The organism is Pseudobutyrivibrio sp. C4 (genome assembly GCF_900111635.1).
In the GTDB taxonomy this organism is placed as follows: domain Bacteria; phylum Bacillota; class Clostridia; order Lachnospirales; family Lachnospiraceae; genus Pseudobutyrivibrio; species Pseudobutyrivibrio ruminis.
In genome coordinates, this window is the sequence record NZ_FOHF01000008.1 from 95,802 (window position 1) to 110,381 (window position 14,580).

General features: G+C 39.9%; 11 protein-coding genes. 10 read left to right on the plus strand and 1 reads right to left on the minus strand.

Annotation, left to right across the window (positions count from 1 at the left end; translation table 11 throughout):
- Positions 1–9 precede the first annotated feature (9 nt).
- The gene (locus tag BMY66_RS11925) at positions 10–1,065 is read right to left on the minus strand and encodes a LacI family DNA-binding transcriptional regulator (RefSeq protein ID WP_090395327.1); all 1,056 of its coding nucleotides are present in this window, start codon (positions 1,063–1,065) and stop codon (positions 10–12) included.
- Between the two features lie 263 nt (positions 1,066–1,328).
- On the opposite strand from BMY66_RS11925, the gene BMY66_RS11930 reads away from it, so the two are divergent.
- From BMY66_RS11930 to BMY66_RS11975, 10 genes are all read left to right on the plus strand, one after another.
- Positions 1,329–2,240, plus strand: coding sequence for an ABC transporter permease (locus BMY66_RS11930; RefSeq protein WP_044936003.1), 912 nt, complete (start codon positions 1,329–1,331; stop codon positions 2,238–2,240).
- 13 nt (positions 2,241–2,253) lie between these two features.
- Positions 2,254–3,165: a carbohydrate ABC transporter permease gene (locus BMY66_RS11935; RefSeq protein WP_074790207.1), complete on the plus strand. Its 912-nt coding sequence runs from the start codon at positions 2,254–2,256 to the stop codon at positions 3,163–3,165.
- 44 nt (positions 3,166–3,209) lie between these two features.
- Positions 3,210–4,868 (plus strand): ABC transporter substrate-binding protein, encoded by a 1,659-nt coding sequence (locus BMY66_RS11940; protein ID WP_044936008.1) that lies wholly within the window; start codon positions 3,210–3,212, stop codon positions 4,866–4,868.
- A 32-nt stretch (positions 4,869–4,900) separates the two neighbouring features.
- Positions 4,901–6,427, plus strand: a complete 1,527-nt coding sequence (locus BMY66_RS11945) for a glycoside hydrolase family 32 protein (RefSeq protein WP_090395328.1) — start codon at positions 4,901–4,903, stop codon at positions 6,425–6,427.
- 220 nt (positions 6,428–6,647) lie between these two features.
- Positions 6,648–7,970, plus strand: a complete 1,323-nt coding sequence (locus BMY66_RS11950) for a replication-associated recombination protein A (protein ID WP_090395329.1) — start codon at positions 6,648–6,650, stop codon at positions 7,968–7,970.
- Between the two features lie 22 nt (positions 7,971–7,992).
- Positions 7,993–9,282: an aspartate aminotransferase type Ic gene (locus BMY66_RS11955; protein WP_044936013.1), complete on the plus strand. Its 1,290-nt coding sequence runs from the start codon at positions 7,993–7,995 to the stop codon at positions 9,280–9,282.
- Between the two features lie 11 nt (positions 9,283–9,293).
- Positions 9,294–10,088, plus strand: a complete 795-nt coding sequence (gene proC, locus BMY66_RS11960) for a pyrroline-5-carboxylate reductase (protein WP_044936015.1) — start codon at positions 9,294–9,296, stop codon at positions 10,086–10,088.
- 143 nt (positions 10,089–10,231) lie between these two features.
- Positions 10,232–10,882: a DUF624 domain-containing protein gene (locus tag BMY66_RS11965; protein ID WP_090395330.1), complete on the plus strand. Its 651-nt coding sequence runs from the start codon at positions 10,232–10,234 to the stop codon at positions 10,880–10,882.
- Positions 10,854–12,995, plus strand: a complete 2,142-nt coding sequence (locus BMY66_RS11970; RefSeq protein ID WP_090395331.1) for a glycoside hydrolase family 3 C-terminal domain-containing protein — start codon at positions 10,854–10,856, stop codon at positions 12,993–12,995. Before BMY66_RS11965 ends, BMY66_RS11970 begins: the two co-directional genes overlap by 29 nt.
- Positions 12,996–13,019: 24 nt before the next feature.
- Positions 13,020–14,573, plus strand: coding sequence for a glycoside hydrolase family 43 protein (locus BMY66_RS11975; protein ID WP_090395332.1), 1,554 nt, complete (start codon positions 13,020–13,022; stop codon positions 14,571–14,573).
- Positions 14,574–14,580: the final 7 nt, after the last annotated feature.

Here is a 14,580-nt window from a genome sequence, read left to right on the forward strand (position 1 = left end):
TCCTACTAATTAATCCCTAGTAGATTCTCTATAAATAAGGTTTGTCTCGGTATAAACAGTGCGATAGTTTAAATCAGGCTGTTCGATACGAGATACCAAAAGATTGGCAGCAGTAAAGCCCATAATCTGTGAATGAATGTGACAGGTGGTTAAGGCTGGTGTCATAACCTTTGATTCTGCTGAATCATCAAAGCCTGCAACCATAACATCCTTTGGATATGAAAGACCCATAACCTTGAGGCAGTTGATTATGTCTATTGCAATGAAATCGTTGGCGCAGATAAGCAATTCTGGAAGCTCATCAAGTGCTGAAATGACTTTAAATAGATTTGCAAAATATTCTGGGCCATGTGGATGAATATCTGTAAGACAGAACTTTTCATCTATTGGAAGTCCATTTAAATACATTGCATTTCTAAAAGCCATATATCGTTCAAAGAAAGAGCGGCAGTGATTAGCCTGGCCAACGAAACCAATCTTTTTAACACCGCGTTCTTTCATATTAGAAATCAAGTTAAAGAAGCCCGCAGAATTATCCATCATAAGCACATCCGCTTCAAGCTGATTGCTGTAGCTTTCAACTGGTGCATCTACAAATAGCATTGGAATGTCAAGACTGCAAAGCATCTCGCAATATTTCTGATTGAACATCTCTACACAGATGATGCCTTTTGTGCGCTCGCTGTTAAAGCTGGCTGGTAAAACCATATCAGCAATATTGGCAGGAGTAACACGATGCATCAACATGCTATATCCCAAATCTGTAATTTCGTGCTGGAATTTATCTAACATAGTAGAAGCAAAATGGGAGTTATCCAAAAAGCTTCCTGTAAAAAGAGCTATTTCACCAGTGTGCTCTGGTTTCTTTACTATGCTTCCTCCGAAGATATCGGAAACTGAATTTGCGTATGAAAACTGTTTGTACCCCATTTCAACAGCCTTCGCTAATACCTTTTCACGTGTGGCATCTGCAAGTATGCCAGTGTTATTGATTGCCTTTGATACGGTGTTTCTTGAAACGCCAAGTGCATCGGCAATATCTTGAATTGTAACTTTGTTTGCCATTATATTCTCCTATTTATTTTATGTAAAAATCCGCTGTAGGATTTATTGTCTAAATCCGTTGATAGAATTATAAAATGTAAAAATATATTTGTCAAATGTAAAAATTGAGATGGTCCATTTTTACAAAAAGAAAAGTAGAGTATTGTAATAATGTTACAAATAAACAAAAACGCATTGACACAAATGTAAAAAATGGTATAGTAAATTCATACACAAGTTGTGCAAACGCACACAAATGTTTTGGGTGTATATGAGGAGGATAAATGGAAAAGGAAGGCAAATTTCACAATACGATTACGTATGTGACACATCATTGGAGACTATATGTTTTCTTCTTGGGACCAGCGCTTTTACTTACAATCATTTTTAAGTATTTGCCGATGGGTGGTATTTTGATTGCATTTGAAAAGTACAGTCCTTTCAAAGGCTTCTTCGGAAGTGAATGGGTTGGGTTTGAATATTTCAGCCAGTTCCTATCATCCCCAGATTTCATGTCATATCTGGTTAATACATTAAAGCTTAGTGTATTTGGATTGTTATGGGGCTTCCCAGTTCCAATCATTCTTGCGCTTCTTCTTAATAGAATAGAGAGCAGCAAGATCAAACAAAAGATTCAGCTTGTTTTATACATGCCAAACTTCATATCAGTAATTGTACTTTGCGGTATGGTAAGAATTCTTCTTTCAGTAACAGGACCAGTTAATATGTTGTTCCATACAACAATCAACTTCCTTACACTTCCAGAAGCGTTCAGACCTATCTACATTATAAGTGGTATTTGGCAGGGTGCTGGTTGGGCATCAATCATGTACACAGCATCACTTGCAAATGCTAGTCAGGAATTAAAGGAAGCAGCTCAGATTGACGGAGCAAACATCTTCCAGCAGATTAAGGCAGTTGAATGGCCTGCCATTAAAGATATGGTAATCATCCAGTTCATTTTACAGGCTGGTAACATAATGAGCATTGGTTTTGAAAAGGCATATGCTTTACAGACAGACTTGAACTTAGGTGCTTCAGAAATCATTGCTACTTACGTATACAAAAAAGGTTTGTTGGATGGAAACTACAGTTATTCAACAGCGGTTGGTTTGTTCAACACAGTCATCAACTTAATCCTACTTTTATCAGTAAACAAAGTTGTTGAGAAAATGAACGACGGCCAGGGCCTGTAATTGGGAGGATACGATGGAGAATAAGAAAAAGAAGAAAAGTACATTTGCCAAGTATTCAGCTGGTGATAAAACATTCTTATTAGTTGGATATGTACTTTTAGGATTATTTGTATTGGCCATAATCGTGCCAATGGTTTACATAGTAATTGCTTCATTTATGGATCCAATTACATTGCAAAACCAAGGAATCACATTTGACTTAGATAAATGGACATTAACAGCATATGAAAGAGTTATTTCCAATTCACAGATTTGGGTAGGCTTTAGAAATGCCGTAATTTATTCGTTGTTGTTTACCTTCCTATCAGTCGCCATTACAATGCTATGTGCCTACCCAATGTCATTGGATGACTTCAAAGGTAAAAAGGTATTTAACGTTATCTTTATGATAACAATGTTCTTCGGCGGTGGATTGATTCCTACATATTTGTTAATCAGCAACCTTGGTCTTCTTGATAGTATGTGGGCAGTAATTCTTCCAGGTGCTTTCTCAGTTTGGAACATGATTATTGCACGTACATATTATAAAGGAATCCCAGGAGAGCTTAGAGAAGCAGCAGAAGTTGATGGAGCAAATGAGCTTACATTATTCTTCAAGATTCTACTTCCAGTATGTACACCAGTTATTGCGGTGCTTTGCTTATGGCAGTTCGTCGGAATGTGGAACAGCTACTTCGATGCAATGATTTATTTAAACACAGCTTCAAAGCAGCCATTACAGTTGGTACTTAGAGCTATTCTGATTCAGAATCAGCCAGATGCAGGAATGATTGCAGATATGCAGTCAACAGCAGAAAGAGCAAGACTTGCAGAGTTATTAAAATACTCAACAATCATTATTTCAAGCTTGCCACTTTTAGTTATGTATCCATTCTTCCAGAAGTATTTCGATGCTGGAATTATGGTTGGTTCAGTTAAGGGGTAAATAGTAGCGTGCAGCTATTATATATATTAAATGGAGGAGATAAAATGAAGAAAAATGTAAAGAGATTCGCAGCAGCCGCTCTTGCAATGACTATGGCAGCATCAGCATTCACAGGCTGTGGATCAAAGGGTAACAGCGCAAGCAATGCAGACAAGGTAGATGTATCAAATCTATCATTTCCTTTGGATGAGAAGGTAACAATCACAGGTATGACTAGCTATCCAGTAGGAACAGAGGAGGAGCCAAACAATCGTACAATCTTCAAGAGACTTGAGGATGACACAAATGTACATGTTGAATGGACAGCCATTTCTTCAGATCAGTGGGGTGACAAGATTTCATTAAACATGGCAAATGTAAATACACTTACAGATTTCGTGTTTAACGCAGGCTTCAGTGATAGTGACCTTTTAAGATACGCTGATCAGGGCGTTATCATTCCCGTAGAGGATTACATTGATGAGTACATGCCAAACTTAAGCGCTGTATTCGAGAAGTATCCAGAATATCGAACAATGTGCGAAGATGAAAACGGACACATTTGGGCATTGCCTTGGATTGAGCAGCTTGGTTCAGAAAAGACTGCTATCCAGACTGTTGGTAACAACATGACATTCATCAACCAGAAGTGGTTAGATTTCCTTGGACTTGAAACACCTACAACAGTAGATGAGTTTGAGCAGGTTCTTTTAGCTTTCCAGGAGCACTCAAGTGAGCTTCAGAAAGAGTTCAATATTGATGGTGACATCATTCCTATGTCTTGCATCGTAAATGATCAGGATCCCAACCTTTTGATTAATGGTTTCGGCGATGGTATCGGTGATGTAGATATGGGTCAGCATATTGCAGTAAATGATGACGGAAAAGTTGTATGTACTGCAACTACAGATGGTTTTAGAGATGGTGTAGAATGGTTACATAAGCTTTACAGCGAAGGCTTAATCGATCCAGAGTGCTTCACACAGGATTGGTCAACATACGTTGCAAAGGGTAAATCACACAGATATGGTGTATGCTTCTCATGGGATGTTGCAAACATCGACAACATTCAGGACTATGTACCACTTGCAGCTCTTAAGGCAGATACAGTAAGCGTTACTCCACAGAACGGTTCATTCACTTCTGGTTTTGATAGAGGACGTTGCGTAGTAACAAGTGTATGTTCAAACCCTGCATTAGTATGTGCTTGGTTAGATCAGATGTATGATCCATTCCAGTCTCCACAGAACAACTGGGGTACATACGGCGAGGATGATGATTTCGATATCTTCGAGCTTAGCGAGAATGCAGACGGCGAGCCAATGCTTAAGCATGCAGCTTTAGGTGATGCTTCACCTGTTGAGGTTCGTGAGGCTGAGTGCGTAGGTGGACCACTTGCAATATTAGATGAATACTATGATGTTTATGTAACATGCCCAGATGATGCTCAGTATCGTCTTGATTGGATTAAGGACTACTACACAGATGATATGAACTGCAAGTATGTATATCCAAAGGTATTTATGTCAGCTGATGATACAGAACAGCTTTCAACAATCCAGACAGATTTAGTATCATACTTAAATTCAAGCAAGGCTGAGTTTATCAGAGATGGTATTACAGATGCTACTTGGCAGTCATACCTTGATCAGGTTGATAGCTATGGCTTAGATCAATATTTGGAAATCTATCAGAAGTACTTTGATGATTTCTATGCTAATTAAGAAATAAAACATGGAAGGAATTAGAAATACCAATGAGCAGTCAAACACTTAGAGAGGCGAGAAAATACGAGGAGGTCTATGAGAAATTAATACCTGAGGAGAATAGACCAAAGTTTCATTTGTCGCCTAGGGTTGGTTGGATGAATGACCCTAATGGATTAAGTTATTATGAAGGGAAGTATCATTTATTCTACCAGTATCATCCATATGATGCACACTGGGGCCCAATGCATTGGGGCCATGCCACAAGTACTGATTTGCTTCATTGGGAGTTTCTTCCAGTTGCTTTGGCTCCAGATGAGTTCTACGACAAGGATGGCGTCTTCTCAGGAAGTGCCATTACTCTAGAGGATGGCAGACATCTTCTTATCTACACTGGCGTTATGAAAAGAACAGCTGAAAATGGTCAGATGAAAGAGTTCCAGACACAGTGTATAGCAGTCGGTGATGGATTAGATTACGAGAAATACGAAAACAATCCTGTTATTAATTCAGACCTTATCCCTGAGGGGTCAAGCAAAACAGATTTTAGAGATCCAAAGATTTGGAAAAAAGAAGATGGCAGCTACAGATGTTTAGTTGCCAACAGAGCACCAGATGGAAGTGGACATTTACTTCTATTTAAGAGTGCAGATTGCATTCACTGGGAGTTCGAGAAAATATTTGCAAAGAATGAGCGCAGATATGGTCTCATGTGGGAATGTCCAGACTTCTTTGAATTAGAAGGCAAAGGTGTTCTTTTAACAAGTCCACAGGATATGCTTCCTGAAGGATTTGAATTCCACAACGGCAATGGTAACCTCTGCATAATTGGTGATTTCGATTCTGCAACAGATACATTTACAGAAGAAAATGTTCAGGCAGTTGATTACGGAATTGATTTCTACGCTATGCAGACAATTCTCACAGAAGATGGCAGAAGAGTCATGATTGGCTGGATGCAGAACTGGGATACAACGGGGGCCCATGATGGATCAGAGCCATGGTTCGGCCAGATGTCACTTCCAAGAGAGCTTTCCATCAGAGATGGTAGATTATGCCAGTGGCCAATTAAAGAAGTAGAAGATATGCGTTCTAATAAAGTAGAGTATCGTAATTACGATATTACTGCTACAAAGAACATCAAAGACAGTGATAGCGAAAGCGTTGCAGGTGGTGTTTCATTAGAAGGCATTAATGGCAGATGTTTAGATCTAGAATTAGAAGTTAAGCCTAAGGATATTCAGGCTATGTATGACAGATTCGTTATCTCAATTGCAGCAGATGATAAGTATCATACAGATATCGTTCTTCGTCCAAAGGAAAACATTGCAAAGATTGACAGAAAGTTTTCTGGTTCAAGACGTGCAATAGTGCATCAGCGTAGAGCTCATATTCCATGGAAGAGCGAAACAATCAAGCTTAGAATTGTAATGGATAGATACAGCATGGAAGTATTCTTCGAGGATGGAATGTACGTTATGACAGCATCACTTCCAACTGATGTATCTTGCGATGGCATCTATTTCAACACAAATGAGGATGCAGTTATTAACATTACAAAATACGATCTAAACTAAATTGATTATTGCCAGCGACGGACAAATGTCCGCCCTACGGAAATTTTTTATTGTAATACTGAAAAAATTATAGTATAGTATCAAGAGCGATTACTTTAGTTTAGTAAAGTGACCTCTTGATACTTTTTTTGTATAGATTAAATGTGAAAACTCTGTCCTATACAGAACAAATGTGCTATTATGGATGCGTACGATAGTATCAAGATAAGGAAGGTTTTACATGGATCTATTTGATTACATGAGACAGGAAGCAAAGAAAAAAGAATCGCCTCTTGCCGCTAGGCTTCGTCCTACCACACTTGATGAAGTGGTTGGTCAGCAGCACATCATTGGCAAGGACAAGCTCCTTTACAGAGCTATTAAGGCGGACAAGCTTTCTTCTATTATATTTTATGGACCACCTGGTACAGGCAAGACTACACTTGCACAGGTAATCGCCCACACCACATCTGCAGAGTTTACTTCCATCAATGCCACCACATCCGGCAAAAAGGACATGGAGGCAGTTGTTGAGGGAGCCAAACAGACACTTGGTGCATACGGCAAAAAAACAATTCTATTTATCGATGAGATTCACAGATTCAATAAGGGCCAGCAGGATTATCTGCTTCCATTCGTTGAGGACGGCACCATCATTCTTATTGGAGCCACCACTGAGAATCCATACTTCGAGGTCAACGGAGCTTTGCTTTCCCGTTCAATCATCTTCGAGCTAAAGCCACTTGATATAGAGGATATTAAAAACCTCATCAACAGAGCTTTAACAGATTCAGAAAAGGGACTGGGAAGCTACGATGCTGTTATCGATGATGACGCTTTAGAGTTTTTAGCAGACATTGCCAATGGCGATGCCAGAAGCGCTCTTACAGCTATTGAGCTTGGCGTTCTCACTACAGACAGATCTGATGATGGAAAAATCCACATCACCATAGATGTTGCCAGTGAATGCATTCAGCGTAGAGTTATCAAATACGACAAAGATGGCGATAATCATTACGACACCATCTCTGCTTTTATAAAGAGTATGAGAGGCTCAGATCCAGATGCGGCTGTTTATTATTTGGCTCGAATGCTTTACGCAGGAGAGGATCCCAAATTCATTGCAAGACGTATATGTATTTGTGCATCAGAGGATGTAGGAAATGCTGATCCTCAGGCACTGGTAGTTGCTACCAGCGCATTCCTTGCAACAGAACGAATCGGTATGCCAGAGTGTCAGATTATTCTTTCTCACGCTGCTACATACGTAGCATGTGCACCTAAATCAAATTCAGCCTACGGAGCTATTGATTTAGCCATGCAGGAGGTGAGAAACAACCACACGCGACCAATTCCAACACATCTGCAGGATGCACACTATAAGTCTGCTGGAAAGTTAGGACATGGCATAGGTTATGAATATGCTCACGATTATCCTAACCATTTCTCACACCAGAGATATCTTCCAGAGGGACTTGAAAGGGGAGATTTTTACAGACCAGGAAATCTCGGTTATGAACAAGTTATTAATGAGTACTTAGATAAAGTACGAAATAATAAATAAAGTAAATGAAAGAGGACCAACAATGAAAAAGTACAGTGAAATGTCACCCGAAGAACTTGAAGCAGAGAAGGAGCTACTTAGAAAAGAGTATGTTGCTTGGCAGGCAAAGGGCTTAAAGCTTGATATGAGCCGTGGAAAGCCATCTGTAGAGCAGCTCAATCTTTCTATGCCACTTTTCGACATCCTTGATGGAAAGTCTCTTATGAAATGCATGAATGGTGTTGAGACTAGAAATTACGGACAGTTGGAAGGCATCGTAGAAGCTCAGCATCTTATGGCAGAAATCATGGATTGCCAGCCAGAGCAGGTAATCGTATGCGGCAACTCATCATTAAACATCATGTTTGATACAGTTGCTCGTGGATACATGTTTGGTTTTGATGGCTGCACACCATGGTGCAAGCTGGAAAGAGTTAAATGGCTTTGCCCAGTTCCTGGTTATGACAGACATTTTGCTATCACACAGCATTTTGGTTTTGATATGATAAACATCCCTATGAATGAGGATGGTCCTGATATGGATGTTGTTGAGGGACTTGTTGCAGCAGATGACACAATCAAGGGTATCTGGTGCGTACCAAAGTACTCAAATCCTCAGGGTATTGTATACTCAGACGAAGTTGTTAGACGTATGGCAAATCTTAAGCCAGCAGCAAAGGACTTCAGAGTATTCTGGGATAACGCATATGCGGTACATCACTTATACAAAGAAAAGAGCAAGATTTTAAATATCCTTCACGAGTGCGAGGAAGCAGACAATCCAAATCTCGTATTTGAGTTCGCGTCTACTTCTAAAATCACATTTGCAGGTGGTGGAATTGCAGCTATCGCATGCAACCACAACAATCGTGAGGAGCTCAAAAAGACACTTACAGTTCAGACAATTGGATTCGACAAAATCAACATGCTTCGTCATGCTAGATATTTCCAGGATGTTGAGTCTGTATCAAAGCACATGGAAAGACATGCAAAGATTCTTCGTCCTAAGTTTGAGCTTGTTATCAAGACAATGGAAGAGGATTTAACAGGCCCAGGATGTGGTTCATGGATTTCTCCAAAGGGTGGATACTTCATCACATTTGAGGCTCCAAAGGGAACAGCTACACGTATCGTAGATTTGGCAGCAGAGGCAGGCGTTAAGCTTACACCAGCTGGTGCACCATTCCCATATCACATGGATCCAGGCGATTCAATCATCAGATTTGCTCCATCTCTTCCACCAATCGAAGAATTAGAGGAAGCAGCAAAAATCTTTACAGTATGTGCTCGTATTGCATATCTTGAAAAGCTTATTTTGGCCAAGGCTGAATAGGAGGTTTCTTTATGAAGATAGGTTTTATTGGAACAGGTAACATGGGTAGTGCCATGATGGGAGGAATCATTTCCTCAGGCATGGTAGAAGCTACTGATGTTATGGCTACAGATATTTTCCAGGCCGCACTTGATAGAATCAGCGATGAGTTTGGAGTACACACAAGCACTAACAACAGAGACGCAGTAGAATTTGCAGACATCATCTTTCTTGCTGTAAAGCCTCAGTTTTTAGCTAAGGTTGTAGATGGCATCAAGGATATGGATTTCAGTGATAAGCTTGTTGTTAGTATTGCTGCTGGACAGTCATTGGAGCGTCTTACTGGCATGTTTGGAAAGGAGCTTAAGCTTATCCGAGTAATGCCAAATACTCCAGCACTTGTTGGAGAAGGCATGAGTGCTCTTAGCCCTAATGAGCTTGTTTCAGAAGACGAAGCAGCCACTGTATTAAAGCTTTTTGAAGCATTTGGACAGGCAGAAATTATTCCAGAGCGTCTTCAGGATGCAGTAGTTGGAATTAGCGGTTCTTCACCAGCCTATGTTTATATGTTCATTGAAGCACTTGCTGACGGAGCAGTTGCAGAGGGAATGCCTCGTACACAAGCATACAAGTTTGCAGCGCAGGCAGTTCTTGGCTCAGCTAAAATGGTTCTTGAAACTGGTGAGCATCCAGGAGTTCTCAAGGATGCAGTTTGTTCTCCAGGTGGCACCACTATCGAGGCTGTCGCAGCTCTTGAGGCAGCAGGATTCAGAAGTGCAGTTATCGAAGCAGAACGAATCTGTATCGAAAAATCTAGAGATTTATAATATGTAAAAAATCTTACATCAAAGGCACAAAAAGTAAGGGCCACAATATTTTTTACAATGATAATATGTAACTATTCAGAATAATCTGGGGTATATCAGATTAGGCTGAATAGTTATTTTTTTGCAAAAAAGGAGAGAATGTTATGAATATCCTAAGACCGGACAGCGAGGTAATGGAATTTCTAGGGAAGGCGACGGATTTAATTATATTAAATTTGCTTTGTGTTCTATGTTCTATACCAATAATCACAATTGGTGCGTCTTTTACTGCTAAATATTATGTTTCCATGAAGATAGCTAAGGGAGAAGAACCAAGTGCAGTAAAAAGCTTCTTTAAGTCATTTTGTCTGAATTTCAAACAGATTACTCCAGTATGGATGGTGGAGCTATTAGTATTGTTGGTTTTAGCTTTTGATTGGTACAACCTTTTCTTTGGAATGGCCAAATCAATGCCTATTCCTATGAGAGTGGTACTAGCAGTTATTACATTTTTAGTATGGTCAATTATTTATTGCATGTTTCCTTTTATGGCAAGATTTCAGACCACAACAAAGGATTTGGTAAAGGCATCCATAGTTATGGCAATACTTAATATTCCAAGAATGGTACTGATTTTTATAGTAACTTTTTTACCATATATTATTTGTGCATGGTATATCCAGTGGGGGCTGGGAATTTGGATACTTGTTACTACTGTCTCTCTTTACTACATCAGTAAGGAGTTTGACACTCAGCTAGAAATGATTACAAAAGGAGAAGATGAAAATGAATCAAGAAACAATGAAGCGTGCTAAAGAAATAGTGTCGCAAATGACTATGGAAGAAAAGACTAGTCAGATGCTATATCACGCAGCAGCTATAGATAGGTTGGGGATACCAGCATATTGTTGGTGGAATGAGGCTTTGCATGGGGTGGCCAGAGCTGGAGATGCAACAGTTTTTCCTCAGGCAATTGGACTGGGCGCTACATTTGATGAGGCACTAGTGGAGAAAATTGGTGATGCTACTTCTACAGAAGGTCGAGCTAAATACAATCAGTTCACTAAGCATGGCGATAGAGATATTTATAAGGGACTTACATATTGGGCACCAAACGTAAATATATTTAGAGACCCAAGATGGGGCAGAGGCCATGAAACATATGGTGAGGACCCATATCTTACTGGCCAGTTGGGAATGGCTTTTGTAAAAGGATTACAGGGCCCAGATCTTGATAATCCAAAGGCAGCTGCTTGCGCAAAGCATTTTGCAGTTCATTCCGGTCCGGAGGCAGACAGACATCATTTTGATGCCAGGGTATCAGATCAGGATTTGTATGACACATACCTGTATGCTTTCAAGCGACTGGTGAAGGATGCCAAGGTAGAGTCCGTTATGGGAGCCTACAATAGAGTAAACGGTGAGCCTGCCTGTGGAAGTAAACGCTTACTAAAGGACATCCTGAGGGATGACTGGGGCTTTGAAGGACATGTTGTTTCTGACTGTTGGGCTATTCGTGATTTCCACGAAAACCATAAGGTAACAGGCTGTGAAGTGGAATCGGCAGCATTGGCTGTGAATAACGGCTGCGATTTGAACTGCGGATGTGTATATGAAAAGTTAATTTATGCATATAAAGCTGGACTTGTTTCAGAGGAGACGATTAACACTGCAGTCGAAAGATTGATAGAACTTCGATTACGCTTAGGAACTCTTCCTGAAAGAAAAAGTAAATATGATGATATTCCATATGAAGTGGTGGAATGCAAAGAGCATAAGGATTTAGCTAATGAAGCAGCAAAGGAAAGCTTTGTTTTATTAAAGAATGATGGCGTCTTGCCACTGAATAAAGACAAGTTAAAGACCATAGGAGTCATTGGTCCTAATTCAAACTCAAGAATAGCACTTGTTGGAAATTACGAAGGAATCTCATCTGAATACATAACTCCACTTGAGGGAATCCAGAGATTTGTTGGAGATGATGTAAGAGTATTCCATGCAGATGGAACTCATCTTTGGAAGGATAGAATGCATGTACTTAGCGAAGCGAGAGATGATTTCGCAGAAGCTATGGCAGTTGCAGAGCATTCAGATGTTGTGGTTATGTGCTTAGGATTGGATTCCACAATAGAAGGTGAAGAAGGTGACGCTGGAAATGAGTTCGGTAGTGGTGACAAAAAGGGACTTAAGCTTCCAGGCTTACAGCAGGAATTACTGGAAAAGATAACAGCGGTTGGAAAGCCAGTTGTGCTTCTTCTTTTATCTGGTTCAGCACTTGACTTGTCTTGGTCGCAGGAAAACGTAAATGCCATAATGCAATGCTGGTATCCTGGAGCAAGAGGTGGAAAAGCTATTGCACAGGTACTGTTTGGACAGGATAGTCCAAGTGGAAAGCTACCAGTCACATTCTATGCATCTGACAAGGATTTGCCTGATTTTAAAGATTACTCTATGGATAATAGAACCTATAGATATTTCAAAGGAACTCCTCTTTATCCATTTGGATATGGACTGGGCTATTCGGAAATCAAATGTGGCAACGCAGCTATTGATAAGCTTTCAGGCAACATAGATGAACATTTTACAGTGACAATCGATGTGACAAACCAAGGAAGTATGAATCAAAAAGAAGTTGTTCAGGTGTACATCAAGGACATGGAAGCATCAACAAGAGTTCCATTGTGGTCTTTGAGAAAAGTAATGAGAGTCTCACTTACACCAGGGGAGACAAAGACAGTTTCATTTGAGCTTGCTCCAAGAGATTTTGCAATCATCGATGAAAAGGGAAATGCTATTGTAGAGCCAGGCAAGTTTAAGATAGCTGTTGGAACAAGTCAGCCTGATGGTAGAAGTGAAGAGCTTACTGGAAATAAATGTGATGTATTTGAAATAGATTTGAAAGGGGAAACTATTCAGGTGGAATACTAGGATAGTTTGTTTAGGGAGAAGATAATGACAATTGCTAATAATCCGATTTTAAAGGGCTTTTATCCAGACCCATCAATATGCAGAGTGGGTGATGATTTTTATATTGTATGTTCAAGCTTTGTGTATTTTCCGGGAGTGCCAATTTTCCACAGTAAGGATTTGGCTCATTGGGAGCAGATAGGACATGTGTTAGATAGAGAAAGTCAGCTTCCATTACATGGTGAAATATCTAGAGGAATTTTTGCTCCAACAATTAGAGAGCACAAAGGCACATTTTACATGATTACAACAAATGTGGATGCTGGAGGAAATTTCCTTGTTACAGCAAAGGACCCAGCAGGACCATGGTCAGATCCATACTATTTGGGTGATAAAGAATGTCCAGGTATTGATCCATCATTATTCTTTGACGATGATGATCGTTGCTACTATGTTGGAACCAGACCAAATCCAGAAGGTGTTAGATACAACGGGGATTGGGAAATCTGGGTGCAGGAGCTGGATTTAGATTCTATGAAGCTTATTGGCCCATCTATGGCAATATGGAAGGGTGCTGTTAAGGATGTTATTTGGCCAGAAGGTCCTCATCTTTACAAGAAGGATGGTTATTACTATTTGATTCATGCAGAAGGTGGCACAGGTCCAGAGCATGCCATATCAGTTGCCAGATCAAAGGAACTCTTTAAATGGTTTGAAGGCTGTCCAAGAAATCCAATATTTACACATAGAAATCTGGGCAAGAACTATCCTGTTATTTATGCAGGTCACGGAGATTTAGTTGATGACAAAGACGGTAACTACTATATAGTAATGCTTGCCTCGAGACAGTGTAAAAATCACTGCAGCATGGGCCGAGAAACATTCCTTGCCAAGGTTACATGGGAAGATGGATGGCCTGTTATCAACCAAGGGGGTGGAAAGCTTACAGACCAGGTTGAACTTCCATTTGAGGAATACAGATTCAACCAGGAAAACTCGTATACTGACATTATTCATTTCGACAGCAAAGAATTGGATGATAGATTAGTTGGAATTGAAAGAAGAAGTGAGGATTTCTATTCCCTTGCAGAAAAGTCAGGATTCCTTACCCTTTACACTCGTCCAGAAAGAATCGAGGATATTTGTAACCCTTCTTATCTTGGAATTCGTCAGAAGGATTATGCATTTGCTGTTAGCTGCGGAATTGATTTTACACCTAAGAATGAAAAAGAATGCGGTGGCCTTGTGTTGTTCCAAAACCATGAAAATCATTTAGTTATGGAAATTGTAAAAGGCGAAAGTGGAAAGCAATTCCGCGTGAGAACTGTAATTTCTGGCAAAGAAGAAATTATAAAATCAATACCAGTTTCAGATGGATTGGTTGAAATTGGAATAAAGGCAAAGGAACAGAAGTGCCAGATTTATATTGTTGATGAAAATGGCCAGTTGCCTGTAAAGGAAGATGTTGATTTGATTCCATATACAACAGAGGAAGCAGGGGGATTTGTTGGCTGCACAGTTGGTATGTACACTTCATCAAATGGTGCTGATTCGGATAACAGATGTAGCTTCAAATGGATTAGTCACACAAAGAATTAAGGGCATG

What these genes read in the sequence shown, in the direction of transcription:
- proC (WP_044936015.1), top strand. Translation starts at nt 9,294, where the DNA reads ATGAAGATAGGTTTTATTGGAACAGGTAACATGGGTAGTGCCATGATG.
- BMY66_RS11925 (WP_090395327.1), bottom strand. Translation starts at nt 1,065, where the DNA reads ATGGCAAACAAAGTTACAATTCAAGATATTGCCGATGCACTTGGCGTT.
- BMY66_RS11945 (WP_090395328.1), top strand. Translation starts at nt 4,901, where the DNA reads ATGAGCAGTCAAACACTTAGAGAGGCGAGAAAATACGAGGAGGTCTAT.
- BMY66_RS11935 (WP_074790207.1), top strand. Translation starts at nt 2,254, where the DNA reads ATGGAGAATAAGAAAAAGAAGAAAAGTACATTTGCCAAGTATTCAGCT.
- BMY66_RS11950 (WP_090395329.1), top strand. Translation starts at nt 6,648, where the DNA reads ATGGATCTATTTGATTACATGAGACAGGAAGCAAAGAAAAAAGAATCG.
- BMY66_RS11955 (WP_044936013.1), top strand. Translation starts at nt 7,993, where the DNA reads ATGAAAAAGTACAGTGAAATGTCACCCGAAGAACTTGAAGCAGAGAAG.
- BMY66_RS11975 (WP_090395332.1), top strand. Translation starts at nt 13,020, where the DNA reads ATGACAATTGCTAATAATCCGATTTTAAAGGGCTTTTATCCAGACCCA.
- BMY66_RS11930 (WP_044936003.1), top strand. Translation starts at nt 1,329, where the DNA reads ATGGAAAAGGAAGGCAAATTTCACAATACGATTACGTATGTGACACAT.
- BMY66_RS11965 (WP_090395330.1), top strand. Translation starts at nt 10,232, where the DNA reads ATGAATATCCTAAGACCGGACAGCGAGGTAATGGAATTTCTAGGGAAG.
- BMY66_RS11940 (WP_044936008.1), top strand. Translation starts at nt 3,210, where the DNA reads ATGAAGAAAAATGTAAAGAGATTCGCAGCAGCCGCTCTTGCAATGACT.
- BMY66_RS11970 (WP_090395331.1), top strand. Translation starts at nt 10,854, where the DNA reads ATGAATCAAGAAACAATGAAGCGTGCTAAAGAAATAGTGTCGCAAATG.